Genomic DNA, 19144 nt, shown 5'->3' on the forward strand with positions numbered 1-19144 from the left:
CGAGGTGGCGTTACACCCCGGCCTCTCTTCCGGCGGAGATTGCATCGATTCCATATTGGCGCCCCTTGACTTTGGTCAGGGTCAAAAAAGTTACCCCCGGGAAGCACGGCTTCCCGGGGGCGCAAGGTGGAGAAGTCAGCTCTTAGTAAATGTCGTGCTGAGTGTTGTAGACGTTGAACTTGCCGGTCGGCGTGATCAGCTTGGGATCCTTGATCACCGACTTCATCTTCCGGGTCTTGTCGTCGATGACGACGATCGCCGAAGGATCGGTCTTGCCAGCCCAGATCGAGAACCAGATCTCGTCGCCGGCGGCGTTGTACTCGCCGTGGACGACGCGCTTGATCGCCTTGGTCTCGGGCAGGTCAGCCATCTTGGCGACGTTGATCACCTCGGGGCCCTTGTCCAGGTTCTTGATGTCGTAGACCGTCACCGACTCGGCGGCTTCGCGATCGGGCATCAGGGGGGCGTCGGCCCACAGGTTGCTCGACTTCGGATGGGTCTTGACGAACAGCGAGCCCGAACCGTGGTTCTTCAGTTCGGCGACGACCTTCCAGGCGTACTGCTTGTGCTTGGCCGGATCGGTGCCGATCAGGGTGATCACGTCGGCGCCCAGGTGCGAGGTCGCCCAGACCGGGCCGAACTTCGGGTGCACGAAGTTGGCGCCGCGGCCCGGATGGGGCTTCGACTTGGTATCGACCAGGGCGGCCAGCTTGCCTTCCTTGGTATCGACAACCGCCACCTTGTTCGAGGCGTTGGCGGCGACCAGGAAGTAACGCTTCGACGCGTCCCAACCACCGTCATGCAGGAACTTGGCGGAGTCGATGGTGACTTCCTTCAGGTTCTTGATGTCGGAATAGTCGACCAGCTTGATCAGGCCGGTTTCCTTGACGTTGATGACCCATTCCGGCTTGATCTGCGACGACACGATCGAGGCGACGCGGGGTTCCGGATGGTACTCGCCGTCCACGGTCTGGCCGCGGGTCGAGACGATCTTCAACGGCTCGAGGGTCTGGCCGTCGAGGATGGCGTATTGCGGCGGCCAGTACGAGCCGACCACGGCATACTTGTCTTCATAGCCCTTGAACTTCGAGGTATCGACCGAACGGGCGTCGATGCCGGACTTCATGGTCGCCACGGTGGTCGGGGTCTCGGTCCACATGTCGATCATGTCCAGGCGACCGTCGCGGCCGATGACGTACACATAGCGGCCCGAATAGGACACGCGGGAGATGTGCACGGCGTAGCCGGTCTTGACGATGGCCCAGATCTTCTTGGTGTCGCCGTCGATCAGGGCGACTTCGCCGCTGTCGCGCAGGGTCACCGAGAAGACGTTCTTCAGGTTGATCTTGTTCATCTGCTTGGTCGGACGCTTGTCGACCGGAATATGCAGCTTCCAAGACGCCTTCATATCCTTCATGCCCCACTCCGGCGGAGTGTCCGGGGTCATCTGGATATAGGTGGCCATCTTCGCGATCTCATCCTTGGTCAGGATGTCGTCGAAGTTCGGCATGCCGCCTTCGGTGCCGTTGGCCAGAATCTTCTCGAGGCGCTGCTGACCCAGCTTCTTCGAAGCGTCGGGCTCGAGGTTCTTGCCGGTGGCTCCCTTGCGCAGGACGCCATGGCAGCCGGCACAACGCTCAAAGTAAATCTTGCCAGACGTTTCCTTGGACTCCTTGTCCAGAGTCGGCGCCGCTTCCTGAGCGAATGCCGCGCTGGCCAGCGCCATCGGCAACGCGGAAAGCATCAGGGCGTGTTTCAGTCCCTTCAACATCCTCTACCTCCACTTCTCGTCACAATTCGCCGTGCTCCCCCTGGGGCCCAGCGGTGCGGGTGGTGGCACAATGGAAGGGTTCGAAGGCGATCTCTTTAACCAAAGTCAAATGGAGGTGCTGAATTCGTATAGGGATAAAAGCGTATATGTGAGGGCGGCGTTCAAATTGACCAACATCACAAACCGCCCCGCCAACCATCGCTAGTGTGCCGGCGTCGAGCGGAGCCAAACCAACCCAGTTTGCCCAAAGTCAAGTTTCGTGGGGCAGGGACGTGTTAGGCCTCGGATATATCGGGTCGAATGACCGTCGGGATTCAAGACGATGGCTTCTAACCATTCATTTTTTGGGCGCCTTTCGCGCATGAAGATCTTCGGCGCCACTTTGGTCGGCGCGACGGTCCTGTTCGTCGGTGGCATCATATTCTGGGGAGCCTTCAACACCGCGATGGAGGCGACCAATACTATGGAGTTTTGCATTTCGTGCCATGAGATGCAGAACAATGTATACAAAGAGTATGTGAATACCATCCATTACACCAATCGGTCCGGCGTCCGCGCCACCTGCCCCGATTGCCACGTGCCGCGTGACTGGGTGCACAAGATCGCCCGCAAGATCCAGGCCTCGAACGAGCTGTATCACAAGGTGCTGGGCACGGTATCGACGCCCGAGAAGTTCGACGCGCAGCGCCTGACCATGGCCAAGCGCGAATGGACGCGCATGAAGCTGTCCGACTCTCGCGAGTGCCGCAATTGCCACACCTTCGAAGGCATGAACCCCGAATTCCAGAAGCAGCGTGCCCGCAAGCAGCACGAGAACGCCAAGGCCGACGGCATGACCTGCATCGACTGCCACAAGGGCATCGCCCACAAGCCGGTTCACGAGCAGCTGACCGACGAGGAAGTCGAAGCGTTCGAGAAACTGGGCAAGAAATAATCCGGTCCTAGGAGGGAAATGATGAAGACCACGCGCCTGTTGACCACCCTCGGTGCCGCCGCCTGCGCCCTGATACTGGGCATCGGCCCGGCCCTGGCGGCCGGCAAGACCATCGACTGGGCCAAGGCCCCAGAGGCCAAGACCACCTTGTTCTATCCGGGCCAGTCCTCGTTCGAGTGGATCCAGAACGGTCCCGACCATGGCGGTGCACGGTCCTTCACCAAGAAGGGCGAGACCTGCTCGGGCTGCCATGCCGAGGAAGCCGCCGACATGGGCAAGAAGATGGTCACCGGCCAGAAGATCGAGCCCGTGGTGATCCCCGGCAAGCGCGGCCATATCCCGCTGAAGGTCAAGGCCGCCTTCGACGAGGACACCTTGTACATGCGCTTCGAGTTCCCGGCCGGCCCGCACAACGCGGCGCCGAACGCCCCGGGCGGCAAGATGGATGCCGACAACGAGATCAAGCTGGCGATGATGATCGACGACGGCAAGGTCGATACGGCCGATCGCTCGGGCTGCTGGGCGTCATGCCACCATGATGCCCGCGACATGCCGGACGCACCCAAGAAGGACGGCCTGGTGGTCACCAAGTACCTGCCGGAAAGCCGCACCGCCATCTCGCTGAAGGATTCCCCGCGCGGCGGCTGGGACAAGACCAAGCCGGCGGCCGATCTGGACGCCGCCCTGAAGGCCGGCACCTATCTTGATCTGGTCCGCTACAAAAGCGGCAAGGGCGGCGTGTCGGAAGACGGCTACGTCCTGGCCGAGCGCGTGCTGAAGACCGGCGGAGCCGCCAATTTCGCCGGCAAGAAGGAAGGCGACAATTGGGTGGTCACCATGACCCGCAAGCTCAATCCCGGCCAGCCCGGCGACAAGGTGCTGGAAGCGGGCAAGGCCTATACCGTCGGCATCGCCGTCCATGACGACCACACCATCGGCCGCTTCCACCACGTCTCGCTGGACCTGAAGCTGGGTCTGGGCACCGACGGGGTGATCAAGGCGGTCAAGCAGTAAGGACCCTTATCCCCATCGACCTCGGGTCGGGAGAAACGCCATGCCGCGCCCTGGCAAGGTGATCCTGGTGGGAGCAGGTCCGGGGGACCCGGACCTGCTGACCGTCAAGGCCATGCGGACCATCATGCAGGCCCGCGTGGTGGTGTTCGACCGGTTGGTCGGCGAAGCGGTGCTGGACCTGATCCCAGCCCACGCTCGGCGCATCGATGTCGGCAAGGAAACCGGGCGGCACCCGCTGCCGCAAGGCCAGATCAATCAATTGCTGGTCGATCTGGCCGGGCAGGGGGAAGACGTCGTGCGGCTGAAGGGGGGCGACCCTTTCATCTTCGGCCGCGGCGGCGAGGAGGCCCAGGCCTTGGCCGAGGCCGGCATCGCCTTCGAGATCGTGCCCGGCATCACCGCCGCTTCGGGCTGCGCGTCGATCGCCGGCATCCCGCTGACCCAACGCGGCGTGGCGGAAAGCGTGCGTCTGGTCACCGGCCATCGCCAAGATGACCGCGACCTGGATTTGAATTGGGGTTCGCTGGCCGATCCCCGGTGTACCCTGGTGGTATACATGGGGGTGGCCAGTGCGCAGCGTCTCGCCGGCGGCCTACGGGGCGCGGGGCTCGCCGGCGAGACGCCAGTCGCCATCATCGAACGCGGCACCACGCCCAGGCAGCGAACCTTCTTCACCACCTTGGACCGGCTGGCCGACGACATCGCCCGCTGGCAACCGCAACCGCCGTCGCTGCTGATCATCGGCCAGGTGGTGGCCCATGCCCTGCTGCCCTCGGCGGAGGTTTCCTGTCAGGAGGCGGCGCAATGAGGGCAGCCCTGTTTCTGGCCCTGCTGTGTTCGGCCCCGGCCGTCGCCACCGAAATTCTCGCCGTCCGCCAGGGCGAGTTGCGCGACTTCGTGTCGCAAGATTGCGGCTCGTGCCACGGCATGACCCGGAATGGCGGGCTGGGTTCGCCGCTGACCGTCCAGGCGATGCGTGAGCTGGGCGACGAAGCGCTGGTCGCCACCATCCTGGACGGCCGCCCCGGCACGCCGATGCCGCCCTGGCGCGGCCTGCTGACCGAGCCCGAGGCACTGTGGATCGTCAAGCATCTGAAGGGGGACGTGCCATGAAACGGCTGATCGCCGGCCTGTCCCTGCTGTGTCTGGCCGCCTGTTCCGCGCCGTTGCGCGGTACCGGCGATCTGGGCCTGGTGGTCGAGCGCGCCGACGGGCGTCTGCAGGTGGTGGAATCGACCCATTCGACCCGGCTGGCGACCATTTCCGGCCTGGGCGATCTGTCGCACGCCTCGCTGGTCTATTCCCGTGACGAGCGCTTCGCCTTCATCTTCGGCCGCGATGGCGGCCTGACCAAGGTCGATCTGCTGGAGGCTCGCATCGTCAAGCGGGTGGTGCAGTCGGGCAATTCCATCGGCGGCGCCATCTCGCAGGACGGAAAGCTGGTGGCGGTGGCCAACTACACGCCCGGCGGCGTCAAGGTGTTCGATTCCGACGATTTGGAACTGGTGGCCGACATTCCGGCCATCGGGGCCGACGGCCAGCGCTCGAAGGTGGTCGGGCTGGAAGATTCCACCGGCAATATTTTCGCCTTCAGCCTCTACGAATCGGGCGAGATCTGGCTGCTGGACATGAAGGACCGGAAGAACCCCAAGGTCCGTAAGTATCCGGGAATCGGCAAGCAGCCCTATGACGCCCTGGTCACCGAGGATGGCCGCTATTACCTGGCCGGGCTGTTCGGCGAGGACGGTATCGCCATGCTGGATCTGTGGAACCCCGACAAAGGGGTGACGCGGATTTTGAATCATTACGGCCGTGGCGCCGAGCCCTTGCCGGTCTACAAGATGCCGCATCTCGAAGGGTGGGCGGCCTCCGGCAACCTGGCCTTCCTGCCGGCCATCGGCCGCCACGAGGTGCTGGTGGTTGATATGACCACCTGGAAGGAAGTCGGCCGCATCGCGGTCGCCGGCCAGCCGGTCTTCGCCATGCTGCAGCCGGGCGGCCGGCGCTTGTGGGTCAATTTCGCCCTGCCCGACAACGGCAAGGTCCAGGTGGTCGATGTTCCCAGCCTGAAGGTCGTCAAGACCCTGGAGCCGGGCAAGGCCATCCTGCACATGGAATTCACTCCCCGGGGCGAGCGGGTGTGGCTGTCGGCCAGGGATTCCGATCAGGTGACGGTGTGGGACACCGAGACGCTGGAACAGGTGGCGATGCTTCCGGCCGCCAAGCCGTCGGGCATCTTCTTCACCGCGCGCGCCCATCGGATCGGGCTGTAAGATGATGGACCCGCTCGACCGCCGCCTGCTCGACGAATTCCAGCGCGATCTGCCGCTGGTGTCGCGCCCCTATCTGGCGATGGGCGAACAGCTGGGTATCTCCGAGGACGAGGTGATCCTTCGCCTGGAACGGCTGCGGCTGGCAGGCTCGGTCGCCCGGGTCGGCGCGGTGGTGCGCCCGCATGCCGCCGGCGCCTCGACCCTGGCCGCCATGGCGGTGCCCCCGGTTCGCCTGGACGAGGTGGCGGCGCTGGTCTCGGCCTATCCCCAGGTCAACCACAATTACCAGCGCGAGCACCGACTGAATCTGTGGTTCGTGGTTGCCGCCGGCTCGCAATCCGAGGTCGCCGCCGTGCTGGATGGCATCGCCCGCCAAAGCGGCCTGGCGGTGCTGGATCTGCCGATGCTTGAAGATTTCCACATCGATCTGGGGTTCGGATTGTCATGGACGTGAACGGACGCGACCTTGAACTGATCGGCGCCCTGTCGGGCGGCTTGGCCCTGCAGGCGAACCCGTTCGCCGCCCTGGGCCAATCCATCGGCATGGACGAGGCCGAGGTGCTGGCCCGGCTTCAGGATTTGCGGGACAGGGGGGTGATCCGCCGCCTGGGGGTGATCGTGCGCCACCACGAGCTGGGCTACCGCGCCAACGCTATGGTGGTGTGGGACATCCCCGACGAGAAGGTGTCCGAGATCGGCAAGATTTTGGGCGCAGCACCGGAAGTGACCTTGTGCTATCGCCGGCCGCGCCGGCTGCCGGACTGGCCCTATAACCTGTTCACCATGATCCACGGCCGCGACCGCCTTTCGGTCGAACGCGCCCTGGCGGCGATGGCCGAACGGGAAGGGGTGGCCCATTATCCGCGCCATGTGCTGTTCTCGCTGCGCCGCTTCAAGCAGTGCGGGGCCCGCTATGGCCGGGCCATGGCGGCGGAATGATCGACGACACCGACCGCGCCATCATCAACGCGCTGCAAGGCGGCTTTCCGGTCTGCGACCGGCCGTTTCTGGTGGCCGCTGAATCGCTGGGCCTGACCGAAACCGCCCTGATCGATCGCATCGCAAAGCTTCGGGCCGATGGGGTGTTAAGCCGCTTCGGGCCGATGTACAACGCCGACCGCTTCGGCGGCCACAATACCCTGGTGGCGATCGAGGTGCCCGAAGATCGCTTCGACGAGGTCGCCGCCATCGTCAATGCCTTCCCCGAGGTCGCCCACAATTACGCCCGCGCCCACCGCCTGAACATGTGGTTCGTGGTGGCCGCGCAATCTCGCGCCGAGGTCGATCGGGTCTTGACCGAAGTCGAGGCGGCGACCGGCCTGACCGTCCACGATATGCCCAAGCAACGGGAATTCCACGTCGGCTTGAGATTCGAGGCATGAGGCAACTGGACGATCTGGACCGCCGCATCATCGTCGCCACCCAGGACGGCTTGCCGCTGGTGCCCGAGCCGTGGCGCCAGGTCGCGGGCGAACTGGGGGTGGAGGCCGAAGACCTGATGGACCGGGTCCGTTCCATGCAGGAAGACGGCATCATCCGCCGCATCGGTGTGGTGCCCAATCATTACGCCCTGGGCTATCGCCATAACGGCATGAGCGTGTGGGACGTCGCCGACGAGGATGTCGAGGCCGCAGGGCGGGCGATGACCGAACTGGGTTTCGTCAGCCATTGTTACCAGCGCCCGCGCTGTCCGCCGGCCTGGCCCTACAACCTGTTCGCCATGATCCATGCCCGTGACGCGGCCACTGCCGATTCCCTGGTCCAGCGCCTGGCCGAGGCGCTGGGGCCGATGAACCGGGGCCATCTGGTGCTCTACAGCACCAGGATACTGAAAAAGACCGGTTTGCGGCTGGGGGCCTGACCATGTTCCGCCTGACCCAATTCTTGCGCGAGTTGCACCACCCCACCCCGATCGGGCCGAAACGCAACCCGCCCGGCCCGGTGGTGATCTGGAACCTGATCCGCCGCTGCAATCTGTTGTGCCGGCATTGCTATTCGACCTCGACCGACAAGGAATTCGAGGGCGAGCTGTCGATGCCTGAGATTTTCGCCACCATGGAGGACTTAAGGGCCTTCGGGGTGCCGGCCCTGATCTTGTCGGGCGGCGAGCCGCTTTTACGCCCCGACATTTTCGACATCGCGGCCCGGGCCAAGCAATTGGGCTTTTCCTCGGTGGCGCTGTCGTCCAACGGCACCTTGATCGATGCCGCCATGGCCGATCGCATCGCGGCGGCCGGCTTCGACTATGTCGGCGTGTCCGTCGATGGCATCGGCGCCGTGCACGATGCCTTTCGCGGCAAGGACGGCGCCTTCGCCCAATCGCTGGCCGGCATCCGTCTGTGCCAGGCCAGGGGCGTCAAGATGGGCCTGCGCTTCACCATGACCCGCGACAATGCCCACAACCTGCCCGACATCTTGGACCTGACGGCGGCCGAAGGGGTCGGCAAGTTCTATCTGTCGCACCTGAACTATGCCGGTAGGGGCAACCGCAACCGGGGCGAGGACGCCGCCACCCAGATCACCCGGCGTGCCATGGATCTGCTGTTTTCCTGGGCCGAGGCCCATCCCCATATCGAGGTGGTGACCGGCAACAACGATGCCGACGGCCCGACCTTCCTGTTGTGGGTCAAGGGCCGCCAACCGGCCTTGGCCAGTCATGTCGAGGCCAAGCTGAAGCAATGGGGCGGCAATTCGTCGGGGGTGAATGTCGCCAATATCGACAATCTGGGCTGGGTCCATCCCGACACTATGTGGTGGCACGAGCGGCTGGGCAATGTCCGCACCCGGCCGTTCTCGGCCATCTGGTCCGACGTCTCCAACCCGCTGATGGCCGGCTTGAAACAGTATCCACGCACGCTTGGCGGGCGCTGTGGCACGTGCCGCTGGCTGGACATCTGCAACGGCAACAGCCGGGTGCGCGCCGAGAAGGCGGGCAACGACCGCTGGGGCGAGGACCCCGGCTGCACCCTCACCGACGAGGAAATCGCATGAAGTCCGTCATCCTCGCCGCCCTGGTCGCCCTGGCCTGGGTTCCCGCCTGGGCCGGTGACGACACCGCCAAGCTTTACACCGAGACCTGTGCCGCCTGCCACGGCGCCGACCGGCTGGGCGCCATCGGCCCGGCCCTGCTGCCCGAGAATCTGGGCCGCCTGAAGCCGGCCGAGGCCGAGAAGGTGATCGCCGAGGGCCGCGCCGCCACCCAGATGGAGGGCTTCAAGGACCGCCTGAGCCCCGACCAGATCAAGGCCTTGGCGGCCTATGTCTACCAGCCGCTGGCCAAGGTCCCCGATTGGGGCATGGAGCAGATCAAGGCGTCGCACCACATGGTCACGCCGCTGGCCGACCTGCCGGCCAAGCCGCCTTTTTCGTCTGACCCGTTGAACCTGTTCACCGTCGTCGAGGGCGGCGACCACCATGTCAGCATCGTCGATGGCGACCGGCTGGAAGTGCTTTACCGCTTCCCCAGCCGCTTCGCCCTGCATGGCGGCGCCAAATACTCGCCCGATGGCCGCTTCGTCTATTTCGCCTCGCGCGATGGCTGGGTGTCGAAGGTCGACATGTGGACCGGCAGGCTGATCGCCGAAATCCGCGCCGGCATCAACACCCGAAACGTCGCGGTGTCCGATGACGGCCGCTTCCTGATGGTTGGCAACGTGCTGCCGCACAGCCTGGTGGCCTTGGACGCCCGCGACCTGTCGCCCTTGCAGGTGATCCCCGTGGCCGGCGACGGCAAGACCAGCCGGGTCTCGGCGGTCTATACCGCACCGCCCCGGCATTCCTTCGTGGTGGCCCTGCGCGACCTGGAAGAAATCTGGGAATTCCCCTATGCCGACGATGCCGGTCCGGTGTTGAACGGCCTGGTCCATTCGCGCGAGAAGGGGATGGAGGAAGGGGTTTCGACCGGCGGCCGCTTCCAGGCCTTGCGCATCCGTATCCCCGATTTCATGGACGACTTCTTCTTCGACCCCACCTACGAGCGGGTGATGGGGGCGTCGCGCGACGGCTCGAAGGGGATGGTGGTCGATCTGGACCTGAAGCGGAAGGTCGCCGACCTGGACCTGTCGGGCATGCCGCATCTGGGCTCGGGCATCGTCTTCAAGAAGGACGGCAAATGGCTGATGGCGACGCCGCACTTGAAGGATTCGGCGGTCAGCATCATCGATATGGAAAGCTGGAAGACGGTCAAGCGGCTTTCCACCTTGGGGCCGGGCTTCTTCATGCGCGGGCACGAGAACACCCCGTTCGCCTGGGTCGATGTGTCGATGGGCAAGGAAAAGGACGCCCTGCAGATCATCGACACCCGCACGCTGGAAATCGCCCACACCATCCGCCCGGCGCCGGGTCGGCTGACCCGCCATGTCGAGTTCAGTCGAGACGGCAAATATGCGGTGGTGTCGCTGTCGGAAAAGGACGGCGCCATCCTGATCCTGGATTCCGCCACCTTCGCCGAGATCAAGCGGCTGCCGATGAGCGCGCCGATCGGCAAGTACAATGTGTGGAACAAAATATCCTATTCGTCTGGGACCAGCCATTGACCAAGGGCAAGGACTTGCCGCGGCTGGCTGGGAAACTATAGGGTGACGAACCGCGAAAGACGGATCGAAAATGAGTTCAGGGACCTTGATCACGCTTGAGACCTTGCGCCGCCGCAATTGGCGGGGCCTGGTGCTGTTCGCGTGGCTGGCCCTGGCCGTGGTCAATCTGGCCGGCGCCTTCTCGGCCCAGGCCGGTACTCTGCCCTCGGACGCCGAAATCCGGGCCAGCATCTGCCATGCCGGCGGGGCCGCCGACGATGCCGGCTCCCCCGAGGCCACCTCGCTTCGTCATTGCCCGCTCTGTCTGGTCATTGGAAGCGGCAGTTTCGCACCGCCGCTTGGCCAGGCCGTGCTGTTGCGCCGGCCGGTCGAGGCCTCGACCGTCGCGCTGGCCCTGGCCGATCCCGAGCGTCCGTCGCAATCGGCTTCCCGTGTCTTCGCCCCCAGGGCACCCCCATCCGTCGCGTGATGCACTTTTGATCGCCGGACCTTCGGGTCCGCCTGCATTCACGTTTTGACGGGAATTCCCTCCATGCCGTTGCTTGTCCGTGGCCGCCACCGGCGGCTTGCCCTCGCCCTTGTCTTGTCTTCCGCCCTGATCCCGGTCCCGCTATTGGCCCAGGAAGCCCAGCAACTGCAAGAGATGACCGTTACCGGCACCCGCGAGGGCGAGCTGAAATCCGAGACCCCGGCCGCCATCACCATCATCAAGGGCGGCGCCGTCGGCTTCGTCAAGCCGGCCCATCCGTCGGAAATCATCGGGCGCGTGCCGGGCGCGGTGCTGATGCAGACCAACGGCGAGGGCCACACCACCGGCCTGCGCCAGCCCATCGGCACCGATGCGGTCTATTCCTACCTGGAAGACGGCGTTCCGACGCGGGCGACCGGCTTCTTCAACCACAACGCCTTGTTCGAGGTGAACGTGCCCCAGGCCGACGGCATCGAGGTGACGCGCGGCCCCGGTTCGGCCCTGCAAGGCTCGGACGCCATCGGCGGCGTGTTCAACGTGCTGAGCAAGCCGCCCGCCGACAAGCCCGAGGCCTCGACCACCCTCGAGGCCGGATCCTATGGCTGGGGCCGTTTCCTGGGTTCGGCCAGCGACACCATCGACGGCTGGGGCCTGCGCGGCGATTTGAACCTGACCCATTCCGACGGCTGGCGCGACGCCACCGGCTATGACCGCCAAAGCGCCGGCTTCCGGATTGATCGGCCGCTATCGTCGGGCGCGCTGATCAAGGCGTCGATGTCGGTCACCAATGTCGATCAGCAGACCGGCGCCAACGCCCGGCTGTCGGGAATGGATTACAAGAACCGCGCCAGCGACAATTACCATTACCTGGCCTATCGCAAGGTCAAGGCGGCCCGCGCCTCGCTGTCCTACGAGCGCGAGGATGCCGACAGCCTGGTGTCGCTGACCCCCTTCGTGCGCTGGAACGAGATGGATCTGCTGGCCTCGTTCCTGATGTCGTCGGACCCGTCGGCGGCGCTGTCCGGCCACCAGTCGCTGGGCCTGCTGGCCAAGTACCGCCATGATTTCGCGCCCTGGCGGACCCGCCTGGTCACCGGGGCCGACCTGGATTACAGCCCCGGCTTCCGCGAAGAGGACCGCCTGCGCTTCACCAAGTCGGGCGAGTTCTTCCGCAGCTACACCAACCAGGGTCGCATCTACGATTACGACGTCACCTACATGCAGGCCTCGCCCTATGTCCATGCCGAGACCTCGCCCTTTTCGCCGCTGCGCCTGCAGGCGGGGCTTCGCTACGACGCCATGAGCTACGATTATCAGAACAACCTGTCGACAGGGGCCTTCACCGTCCCCAACGCGCTCACCAGCAGCGCCACCACCTCGACCTATTACCGGCCGGGCGACGCCACCCGCTATTTCAGCCATCTCAGCCCCAGCCTGGGAGCGACCTGGGCCTTTTCGCCCGATCTCAATACCTTCGCCCGCTACAAGCACTCGTTCCGGGCGCCGTCGGAAAGCCAGCTGTTCCGCTCGGGGCAGAATTCGGACTCGATCCATCTGCGCCCGGTCAAGGTCGATAATTACGAAATCGGCCTGCGCGGCCCCGACCGTGGCGACTTCACCTGGGAGACCGGCATCTTCCACATGCTCAAGCGCGACGACATCCTGACGCTGCAGGATGCCAGCCAGCGCATTTCGTCCAACAACGGCAAGACCCGCCATTACGGCTTCGAGGCGGCGGCGTCCTGGAAGTTCCTGCCGGAATGGACCATCGGCGGGTCGGGCACCTATGCCCGGCACCGCTATGCCGGCTGGGTGGCGCGCGGGACCTCGGGCAATGTCGACCTGACCGGCAACGACATCCCCACCGCGCCGCGCGTCGTTCACAACGCCACCCTGGTCTGGCAGCCCAAGGGCGATTGGCTGAACGGACTGACCCTGGAAGCCGAATGGGTCCATGTCGGTCCCTACAAGATGGATGACGCCAATACCAACACCTATTCCGGCCACCACCTGTTCAACCTGCGCGGCGCCTATGCCCTTGCGGAAAATCTGGAACTGTTCGGCCGGGTAATCAATGTCGGCGACAGCCAATGGGCGACCAACGCCACCTACACCAGCGGACGAGAAGAGTTCGCCCCCGGGGCGCCGCTCAGCGTGTTCGCCGGCATCACGGCGAAGTTCTGATCATGCGGCGCGTGATTTTCGTCCTTCTGGCGATGCTGGCCGCCCCGGCGGCGGCCCAGCATGCTGTCCATCAGCCGCCGGGATCATCCTGCACCGAGGTCTCGCTTCGCTGCGCCTCTGCGGTGACCCCGTGGGCAGCGCCCGACGGCACCCTGTGGCTGGCCTTCGCCGCCGCCGGCCAGGTCGCGGTGGCCCGTGCCGAGGCGCCTGGCTGGGTGCAGGTGGTGTCGGGGCCGCCGGCCGCCATCGACGACAATGGCGAGGCCCGGCCCAAGGTCTTTGCCGACGGCAAGGGCCTGGTGCTGGTGACCTGGACCGTGCGCAAGGAGCAGGCCTTTAGCGGCCAGGCGTGGATCGCCCGTTCGGCCGACGGCGGCCGCAGCTTCGAGCCGGCCCGGCCCTTGTCGAACGATCCGGTCAGCCAGCGTTTCGAGGTGGCGGGCCTCCTGCCTGACGGCACCTTGGTCCTGGTGTGGATCGACAAGCGGGCCGGGGCGGCGGCCAAGCGCGCCGGCCAGGCCTATGCCGGCGCGGCCGTGGTGGCGGCATGGTCCAAGGATGGCGGGCGTACCTTCGAACGCGAGCAGGTCGTCGCCGACCATTCGTGCGAATGCTGCCGCCTCGCGCTCGCCCCCACCGGCGATGGCGGCCTGGCCTTGGCCTGGCGGCATGTCTTCGAAGGCGGCGTGCGCGACCACGCCGTGGCCAGGCTGGATGCGAAAGGCCTGGGCGCCCCGGCCCGGCTGGCCGTCGATGACTGGCCGGTCCAGGCCTGCCCCCATCACGGCCCGGCCCTGACGGTGGCCGCCGATGGCGGCTGGCACGCCGCCTGGTTCACCAAGGGCCGGGCGCGCCAGGGCCTGTTCGGGGCGCGGTCGATGGATGGCGGCCAAAGCTGGAGCCAACCGGAACCCATCGGCGATCAGGCCCGGCGACCCGGCCATCCGGCCCTGCTGGCGGCGCCGTCCGGCCTGTGGCGGGCGTGGAAGGAATTCGACGGCGAGACCAGTGCCGTCAAGGTCCAGCACTCGGGTGACGGCGGCGTCAGTTGGGACGCCGCCCGCGTGGTCGCCACCACCGCCGAGGCTTCCGACCATCCGCAACTGGTGAACAGTGGCGGGCGGGCCATGCTGTCCTGGGCCAGCCGGGCCGAGGGCTGGCGCTTGTTGGGGCTGGAGGGGCCATGAAGGCGATCCTGACCGTGCTGGCCCTGTTGTGGGCGATTGCTCCGGCCCAAGCCGGCGACATCCGGCCCTTCGGGCGCGGCGATTGGGCGCGGCTGAGTGCGGCCCAGGCCGGCCGGCCGGCGGTGGTGCACTTCTGGTCGCTGACCTGCGCGCCGTGCCTGGCCGAATTGCCGGCCTGGGCCGCCTTCGCCAAGCGCCATCCCGGCATCGAGCTGATCCTGGTCGCCACCGATCCGGTGGCGCAGGCGCCCAAGCTGGCGGCGATTTTGGCCCGGGCGGGTCTGGGCGGCGCCCAATCCTGGGCCTTCGACGGCAGCCTGGCCGAACGGCTGCGCTTCGAGATCGATCCCGACTGGATGGGGGAATTGCCCCACACCGCCCGGTTGGACGCCGCCGGCCGCGCCGCCTTCCGGACCGGCTCGTTGACCGAGGACGGACTATCCGAGTGGATCATAAGCGGGGGAGGAGTGGCCGATGTCCATCGCGCTCACCATTGACGACCGTGCCTTGTCCGAACTGGCTCGAAGCTCATGGGGGCGCGGGCTGGTTGGGGCGGCCCTTGTTCATGGGGCGCTGGCTTGCCTGATCCTGGCCTGGCCGGCGCCCGCCCCAACGATCGAGCCGGCGACCATCGTCGAACTGGTGCTGGCCCCGCCGCCGCAGGCGGCAATCGAGAAAACCTCGCCGCCGGCCGCGACCTTGCCACCGGAACCGCCAGCGGCGCGACCGTTCGCCCAGACGTCGCCGCCGATCCGCGCCAAGTCCCCTGCCATGTCCGCGGCCAAGCCGGCTCCGGTTGCCGTTTCCCCCGACGGTGCCGCCCCGGCTTTTGCGCCATCCGAACCAAGCCAGGCGGCGGCACCAGCTCCACAAGGTGCAGCGTCTTCTCCTTTGGTCGAAGACGAGGTCAAGGCGACGCCGCTGTCTCAGCCCAAGCCCTTCTACCCCCGGATAGCCCGCCAGCGCGGTTGGCAAGGCGTGGTGGTGGTTCGCGTCGGTATCGACGAGGCCGGCCAGACCTGCCATGTCGCGGTTCGCGACAGTTCCGGCCATGCGGTGCTGGACGAAGCCGCCCTGGAAACGGTGCGGCAGTGGCGCTTTTCCCCGGCCCGGCAGGGCGGAAGGGCGGTCGCTTCGGCGATCGACGTGCCGATTCGCTTCTCCCTGACCGAGGGGTGATGGCATCGGGTATTCACCCTATACGTTTGTTGCTGCGTATAATTCGCGCCTGTGCGTTTCTACTTCCTTTGGAATCTTGACCTGAGAGTTGGTTTCATTGTTCTTTGGTGCGGTGCACAATCGAGGAAATTCGCGGCCGGAACCAACCGGACCGCAAGAATAAGAAAATCCTCAGGTTCGGGATCAAAGCAGCGATGTTCATCGATAATTGGAGTTTTCGGGCCAAGATGCTGCTGATCGTGGCTGCGTCCATGGTCGGCATGATGGTGATGGTCGGTCTGGGGCTGTCCAGCCTGCATGACGAACTGCTGAGCGGTCGCCGGGTCAAGACCCAGCATCTGGTCGAAAGCGCGGTGACGCTGGTCGATCATTACGTCGCGCAGGAGAAGTCGGGGGCCATGACCCGCGAGCAGGCCCAGGGCGCGGCGCTCGCCGCCCTGAAGACGCTGCGTTACGGCGGCTCGGAATATTTCTGGGTCAACGATCTGCTGCCGCGCATGGTGATGCACCCGATCAAGCCCGAACTGAACGGCAAGGACCTGTCCGAGTTCAAGGATCCGGCCGGCAAGAAGCTGTTCGTCGCCTTCGCCGAGGAAGTGCGGGCCAACAAGGCCGGCTTCGTCGATTATCTGTGGCCGAAGCCCGGCTTCGACCAGCCGGTCGCCAAGGTGTCCTTTGTTCAGGGCGTCGAGGCGTGGGGCTGGGTGGTCGGTTCGGGCATCTATCTCGACGATGTCGAGACCGCCTTCCGTGCCGAGGTCAAGCGCCAGGCGCTGCTGATCGGCGCCGTGGTGATGCTGGTGCTGGGCCTGTCCTATTGGGTCGGGCGCCGTGTCATCGACGCCCTGGCCGCCATCACCGACGGTATGAACAAGCTGGCCGATGGCGACACCGCCGTCGTGATCGATGGCGTCGCCCGCAAGGACGAGATCGGCGCAATGGTCCGCTCGGTCGAGGTGTTTCGCGCCAATGCCCTGGCGGTCAGCCGCCTGCAAAGCGAGCAGGAGGAAAGCCGCCTGAAGGCCGAGGCCGAGCGGCGCGACACCCTCGAGCACCTGGCCCGCGAACTGGATGCCGGCGTGTCGTCGGCGGCCCACGCGGTCAATGCGGCGGCCGCCCAGATGCGGGCCACCGCCACCTTGATGAGCGGCTCGGCCGACCGCACCAGCGCCGAGACGGCGGTGGTGGCCGCCGCCGTGCAACAGACCTCGTCCAATGTCGGAATCGTCGCCGCCGCCGCCGAGGAATTGAACAACTCGGTCGCCGAGATCGGCCATCAGGTCGGCCAGAGCTCGGCCATCGCCCGCGAGGCGGTTGCCGCCGCCCGGCGCACCGACGAAGTGGTGCGCGGCCTGGCCGCCGCCGCCGGCCGGATCGGCGAGGTGGTCAGCATGATCAACGCCATCGCCGGCCAGACCAACCTGCTGGCGCTCAATGCCACCATCGAAGCGGCGCGTGCCGGCGAAGCCGGCAAGGGTTTCGCGGTGGTCGCCAACGAGGTCAAGCATCTGGCCAACCAGACCGCCAAGGCCACCGGAGACATCACCAGCCAGATCAGCGGCATCCAGGCCACCACCTCCGAGGCGGTCGCCGCCATCAGCGAGATCAGCCGCACCATCGAGGCAATGAACCAGATCGCCGATTCGGTGTCCCAGGCGGTGCAGCAGCAAGGGGCCGCCACCGGCGAAATCGCCCGCAACGTCGCCGAGGCGGCAAATGGCGCCAGCGAGGTGTCGAACTCGATCGGCACGGTTTCCGAGGCGGTGGCCGAAACCGGCGATGCCGCCCGCGAGGTGTTGAGCGCCGCCGACTCGCTCGCCCGCGATTCGGAAGGCCTGATGGGCGGTCTCGACCGCTTCCTCAAGGGTGTCAAGGCGATGTGATGCCGGTGTCCTGCCCCAGAAATTCGCTTGCGAATTCCTGGGAAATGCAGGCCGCGAATCTGTTGAATCGTATGGTAATTCCGATGTCCGCATTTTCATGCGAACCTCGAAATCACCACGCTGGCGGTCGGGGCCGATACATTCGACCGCTGGTCAAATCACCCATTCTTGACGGTGGCCCGACTGTCCATATATCTGTACAGGCGGGCCGCCGGAGGATGAGCGTCATGGACAGTTGCAGCTATACCGACCTGCGTTCGCACCTGCGCGAGCGTCTGGACGAAGTCCATGCCAGCCGAGCACCCTTGCTGGTGACCCGTCAGAATGCGCCGTCCGCCGTGCTGCTCGACAAGGATGAATACGACAGCATCATGGAAACCCTGCACCTGCTGCGTGGCCCGGCCAATGCCACCCGTCTGCTGGATTCCATCGCCCAGGCCGAGGCCGGCCAACTGGCGACAGGGGCGCTGATCGAGCCGTGAACCTGCTGTGGACGGCGTCCGCGTGGGATGATTATCTCTATTGGCAGAGAACAGACCCGGATGTGCTGACCCGCCTCAACGCGTTGGTCCGCGATGCCCATCGCTCGCCATTCGCCGGGTTGGGCAAGCCCGAGCCCCTGAAGGGAAGTCTGAAGGGCTGGTGGTCGCGCCGGATCACCGCCGAGCACCGGCTGGTCTACCGCATCGTCGGGTTTGGTGAGGGGCAGCGGCTGGAGATTGTCCAGTGCCGCTATCATTACTGATCATCCGCCACGGGCCGGCGTGTCAAGCAGCCAATCATCCACCAGCCGCCGGGCGATGGCGTCGGGGCGGGGCAGGAAGGGGCGGCCGCTGCCGTCGGTGCGGTGCGCATCGGAAAACTCGGCGGCGATGCGGGCCTTGCTGAACCATTGGGCGTCTTCCAACTCGTCCGGATCGGGGGCCAGGGTGCCCCCGATGGCGGTGGCGGAAAAGCCCAGCATCAAGGATGACGGAAACGGCCAGGGCTGGCCGCCGTGATAGCGGACCGCCGCCACCTCGATGCCGCTTTCCTCACGCACTTCGCGGGCGACCGCCTCTTCCAGGGTCTCGCCCGGCTCGACGAAGCCGGCCAGCACCGACCACATGCCGGGCGCCCAGATCTTCTGGCGATGCATCAAGATCGCCGGCTGCCCCGCTTCGTCGGTGCCGTCGACCCGCATGATCACCGCCGGGTCGGTGCGCGGATAATGCGGCGCGGCGCAAGTCCCATCCTGGCATTGGCGCATGTGGCCGCCTTCGCGCGATTGGGTGGGGGCGCCGCAGATGCCGCAAAAGCGAGCCCGGCGGTGCCACAGCACCAGGGCGCGGCCATAGGCCAGGATCGCCGCATGATCGGCTGGCAGGGTGCCGCCGACCGCCTTCAACGCGGTCCAGGCGCCATCCGGCCCCAGGCGTGGCGGCGTGCCGTCGGGCTCGGCCTCAGCCTCGGACAGGTCGGCGGCGAACACCGGCCGCCCGGCCCACAAGCCCAGGAACACCGTGACACCCGCAAGGTCGAGCAGGCGCGCGGCGATGTCGCCGGCGGGCATGACCGCGCCTTCCGGGGTGGCGAGCGACAGATCGCGCCATAGCGGCACCAGCAGCCGGTCGGGACGGCGGACAAGGGCGCCGATCGCCGCGTCGTCGCGGCGTAAATGATGGGCACGGTCCAGCGGAACGGCAGAATAAAGGATGGGGTCCATAGGGCAAACG

At 66.0% G+C, this 19144-nt stretch carries 21 protein-coding genes; 19 read left to right on the forward strand and 2 right to left on the reverse strand.

The genetic code is table 11. The features are described 5' to 3' along the window. Window positions 1–142: 142 nt before the first annotated feature. Window positions 143–1771 carry a nitrite reductase gene (locus A6A05_RS02405; RefSeq protein ID WP_068497098.1) on the reverse strand — a complete coding sequence of 543 codons (1629 nt, stop codon included), beginning with the start codon at window positions 1769–1771 and terminating at the stop codon, window positions 143–145. Between the two features lie 361 nt (window positions 1772–2132). Between A6A05_RS02405 and A6A05_RS19865 the strand changes: the two genes are divergently transcribed. The 19 genes from A6A05_RS19865 to A6A05_RS02500 all read left to right on the forward strand — a co-directional run bounded on the left by A6A05_RS19865 (window position 2133) and on the right by A6A05_RS02500 (window position 18174). Next, a complete protein-coding gene (locus A6A05_RS19865) occupies window positions 2133–2705 on the forward strand; it encodes a NapC/NirT family cytochrome c (protein WP_245644153.1) in 573 nt (190 codons plus the stop codon). An 18-nt stretch (window positions 2706–2723) separates the two neighbouring features. Then, window positions 2724–3719, forward strand: coding sequence for an ethylbenzene dehydrogenase-related protein (locus tag A6A05_RS19870; protein ID WP_216635734.1), 996 nt, complete (start codon window positions 2724–2726; stop codon window positions 3717–3719). A gap of 40 nt (window positions 3720–3759) precedes the next feature. Further along, window positions 3760–4527 (forward strand): uroporphyrinogen-III C-methyltransferase, encoded by a 768-nt coding sequence (cobA, locus tag A6A05_RS02415; RefSeq protein ID WP_068497100.1) that lies wholly within the window; start codon window positions 3760–3762, stop codon window positions 4525–4527. Further along, window positions 4524–4832 carry a c-type cytochrome gene (locus A6A05_RS02420; protein WP_068497102.1) on the forward strand — a complete coding sequence of 103 codons (309 nt, stop codon included), beginning with the start codon at window positions 4524–4526 and terminating at the stop codon, window positions 4830–4832. Before cobA ends, A6A05_RS02420 begins: the two co-directional genes overlap by 4 nt. Further along, on the forward strand, window positions 4829–5992 hold the full coding sequence (locus A6A05_RS02425; protein ID WP_068497104.1) for a cytochrome D1 domain-containing protein: 1164 nt from the start codon (window positions 4829–4831) through the stop codon (window positions 5990–5992). The genes A6A05_RS02420 and A6A05_RS02425 overlap by 4 nt, the downstream gene beginning before the upstream one ends. A 1-nt stretch (window position 5993) precedes the next feature. Continuing rightward, entirely contained in the window at window positions 5994–6446 is a 453-nt protein-coding gene (locus tag A6A05_RS21165; RefSeq protein WP_068497106.1) for an AsnC family transcriptional regulator, read from the forward strand. Beyond that, window positions 6437–6931 (forward strand): siroheme decarboxylase subunit beta, encoded by a 495-nt coding sequence (ahbB, locus tag A6A05_RS21170; RefSeq protein ID WP_068497108.1) that lies wholly within the window; start codon window positions 6437–6439, stop codon window positions 6929–6931. The genes A6A05_RS21165 and ahbB (A6A05_RS21170) overlap by 10 nt, the downstream gene beginning before the upstream one ends. After that, window positions 6928–7374: an Lrp/AsnC family transcriptional regulator gene (locus tag A6A05_RS02440; RefSeq protein ID WP_245644155.1), complete on the forward strand. Its 447-nt coding sequence runs from the start codon at window positions 6928–6930 to the stop codon at window positions 7372–7374. The genes ahbB (A6A05_RS21170) and A6A05_RS02440 overlap by 4 nt, the downstream gene beginning before the upstream one ends. Next, on the forward strand, window positions 7371–7853 hold the full coding sequence (gene ahbB, locus A6A05_RS02445; protein WP_068497111.1) for a siroheme decarboxylase subunit beta: 483 nt from the start codon (window positions 7371–7373) through the stop codon (window positions 7851–7853). Before A6A05_RS02440 ends, ahbB (A6A05_RS02445) begins: the two co-directional genes overlap by 4 nt. Window positions 7854–7855: 2 nt before the next feature. Further along, window positions 7856–8983, forward strand: coding sequence for a heme d1 biosynthesis radical SAM protein NirJ (nirJ, locus tag A6A05_RS02450; protein WP_068497113.1), 1128 nt, complete (start codon window positions 7856–7858; stop codon window positions 8981–8983). Then, window positions 8980–10527 carry a cytochrome D1 domain-containing protein gene (locus A6A05_RS02455; protein ID WP_068497115.1) on the forward strand — a complete coding sequence of 516 codons (1548 nt, stop codon included), beginning with the start codon at window positions 8980–8982 and terminating at the stop codon, window positions 10525–10527. The genes nirJ and A6A05_RS02455 overlap by 4 nt, the downstream gene beginning before the upstream one ends. A 70-nt stretch (window positions 10528–10597) precedes the next feature. Continuing rightward, on the forward strand, window positions 10598–10996 hold the full coding sequence (locus tag A6A05_RS02460) for a DUF2946 family protein (RefSeq protein WP_156520856.1): 399 nt from the start codon (window positions 10598–10600) through the stop codon (window positions 10994–10996). Window positions 10997–11059: 63 nt separating this feature from the next. Then, on the forward strand, window positions 11060–13180 hold the full coding sequence (locus tag A6A05_RS02465) for a TonB-dependent receptor (RefSeq protein ID WP_068497119.1): 2121 nt from the start codon (window positions 11060–11062) through the stop codon (window positions 13178–13180). A gap of 2 nt (window positions 13181–13182) precedes the next feature. Next, entirely contained in the window at window positions 13183–14367 is a 1185-nt protein-coding gene (locus A6A05_RS02470; protein ID WP_082910636.1) for a sialidase family protein, read from the forward strand. After that, the gene (locus A6A05_RS02475) at window positions 14364–14864 is read left to right on the forward strand and encodes a TlpA family protein disulfide reductase (RefSeq protein ID WP_068497122.1); all 501 of its coding nucleotides are present in this window, start codon (window positions 14364–14366) and stop codon (window positions 14862–14864) included. The genes A6A05_RS02470 and A6A05_RS02475 overlap by 4 nt, the downstream gene beginning before the upstream one ends. Continuing rightward, on the forward strand, window positions 14842–15546 hold the full coding sequence (locus tag A6A05_RS19880; RefSeq protein WP_082910637.1) for an energy transducer TonB: 705 nt from the start codon (window positions 14842–14844) through the stop codon (window positions 15544–15546). The genes A6A05_RS02475 and A6A05_RS19880 overlap by 23 nt, the downstream gene beginning before the upstream one ends. Window positions 15547–15740: 194 nt before the next feature. Continuing rightward, on the forward strand, window positions 15741–17429 hold the full coding sequence (locus tag A6A05_RS02490; RefSeq protein WP_068497127.1) for a methyl-accepting chemotaxis protein: 1689 nt from the start codon (window positions 15741–15743) through the stop codon (window positions 17427–17429). A gap of 227 nt (window positions 17430–17656) precedes the next feature. Continuing rightward, the gene (locus tag A6A05_RS02495) at window positions 17657–17911 is read left to right on the forward strand and encodes a type II toxin-antitoxin system Phd/YefM family antitoxin (RefSeq protein ID WP_068497129.1); all 255 of its coding nucleotides are present in this window, start codon (window positions 17657–17659) and stop codon (window positions 17909–17911) included. After that, window positions 17908–18174, forward strand: a complete 267-nt coding sequence (locus A6A05_RS02500) for a Txe/YoeB family addiction module toxin (RefSeq protein WP_068497131.1) — start codon at window positions 17908–17910, stop codon at window positions 18172–18174. Before A6A05_RS02495 ends, A6A05_RS02500 begins: the two co-directional genes overlap by 4 nt. Here A6A05_RS02500 and nudC read toward each other — a convergent pair whose 3' ends face one another. Beyond that, window positions 18175–19134: an NAD(+) diphosphatase gene (gene nudC / locus A6A05_RS02505; protein ID WP_068497195.1), complete on the reverse strand. Its 960-nt coding sequence runs from the start codon at window positions 19132–19134 to the stop codon at window positions 18175–18177. Window positions 19135–19144: the final 10 nt, after the last annotated feature.

The organism is Magnetospirillum moscoviense (genome assembly GCF_001650635.1).
Lineage (GTDB): Bacteria > Pseudomonadota > Alphaproteobacteria > Rhodospirillales > Magnetospirillaceae > Magnetospirillum > Magnetospirillum moscoviense.

Bases quoted from the DNA above. Each gene is read 5' to 3' on its own strand.
- A6A05_RS02405 (WP_068497098.1), bottom strand. From the start codon at position 1,771: ATGTTGAAGGGACTGAAACACGCCCTGATGCTTTCCGCGTTGCCGATG.
- A6A05_RS19865 (WP_245644153.1), top strand. From the start codon at position 2,133: ATGAAGATCTTCGGCGCCACTTTGGTCGGCGCGACGGTCCTGTTCGTC.
- A6A05_RS19870 (WP_216635734.1), top strand. From the start codon at position 2,724: ATGATGAAGACCACGCGCCTGTTGACCACCCTCGGTGCCGCCGCCTGC.
- cobA (WP_068497100.1), top strand. From the start codon at position 3,760: ATGCCGCGCCCTGGCAAGGTGATCCTGGTGGGAGCAGGTCCGGGGGAC.
- A6A05_RS02420 (WP_068497102.1), top strand. From the start codon at position 4,524: ATGAGGGCAGCCCTGTTTCTGGCCCTGCTGTGTTCGGCCCCGGCCGTC.
- A6A05_RS02425 (WP_068497104.1), top strand. From the start codon at position 4,829: ATGAAACGGCTGATCGCCGGCCTGTCCCTGCTGTGTCTGGCCGCCTGT.
- A6A05_RS21165 (WP_068497106.1), top strand. From the start codon at position 5,994: ATGATGGACCCGCTCGACCGCCGCCTGCTCGACGAATTCCAGCGCGAT.
- ahbB (WP_068497108.1), top strand. From the start codon at position 6,437: ATGGACGTGAACGGACGCGACCTTGAACTGATCGGCGCCCTGTCGGGC.
- A6A05_RS02440 (WP_245644155.1), top strand. From the start codon at position 6,928: ATGATCGACGACACCGACCGCGCCATCATCAACGCGCTGCAAGGCGGC.
- ahbB (WP_068497111.1), top strand. From the start codon at position 7,371: ATGAGGCAACTGGACGATCTGGACCGCCGCATCATCGTCGCCACCCAG.
- nirJ (WP_068497113.1), top strand. From the start codon at position 7,856: ATGTTCCGCCTGACCCAATTCTTGCGCGAGTTGCACCACCCCACCCCG.
- A6A05_RS02455 (WP_068497115.1), top strand. From the start codon at position 8,980: ATGAAGTCCGTCATCCTCGCCGCCCTGGTCGCCCTGGCCTGGGTTCCC.
- A6A05_RS02460 (WP_156520856.1), top strand. From the start codon at position 10,598: ATGAGTTCAGGGACCTTGATCACGCTTGAGACCTTGCGCCGCCGCAAT.
- A6A05_RS02465 (WP_068497119.1), top strand. From the start codon at position 11,060: ATGCCGTTGCTTGTCCGTGGCCGCCACCGGCGGCTTGCCCTCGCCCTT.
- A6A05_RS02470 (WP_082910636.1), top strand. From the start codon at position 13,183: ATGCGGCGCGTGATTTTCGTCCTTCTGGCGATGCTGGCCGCCCCGGCG.
- A6A05_RS02475 (WP_068497122.1), top strand. From the start codon at position 14,364: ATGAAGGCGATCCTGACCGTGCTGGCCCTGTTGTGGGCGATTGCTCCG.
- A6A05_RS19880 (WP_082910637.1), top strand. From the start codon at position 14,842: ATGTCCATCGCGCTCACCATTGACGACCGTGCCTTGTCCGAACTGGCT.
- A6A05_RS02490 (WP_068497127.1), top strand. From the start codon at position 15,741: ATGTTCATCGATAATTGGAGTTTTCGGGCCAAGATGCTGCTGATCGTG.
- A6A05_RS02495 (WP_068497129.1), top strand. From the start codon at position 17,657: ATGGACAGTTGCAGCTATACCGACCTGCGTTCGCACCTGCGCGAGCGT.
- nudC (WP_068497195.1), bottom strand. From the start codon at position 19,134: ATGGACCCCATCCTTTATTCTGCCGTTCCGCTGGACCGTGCCCATCAT.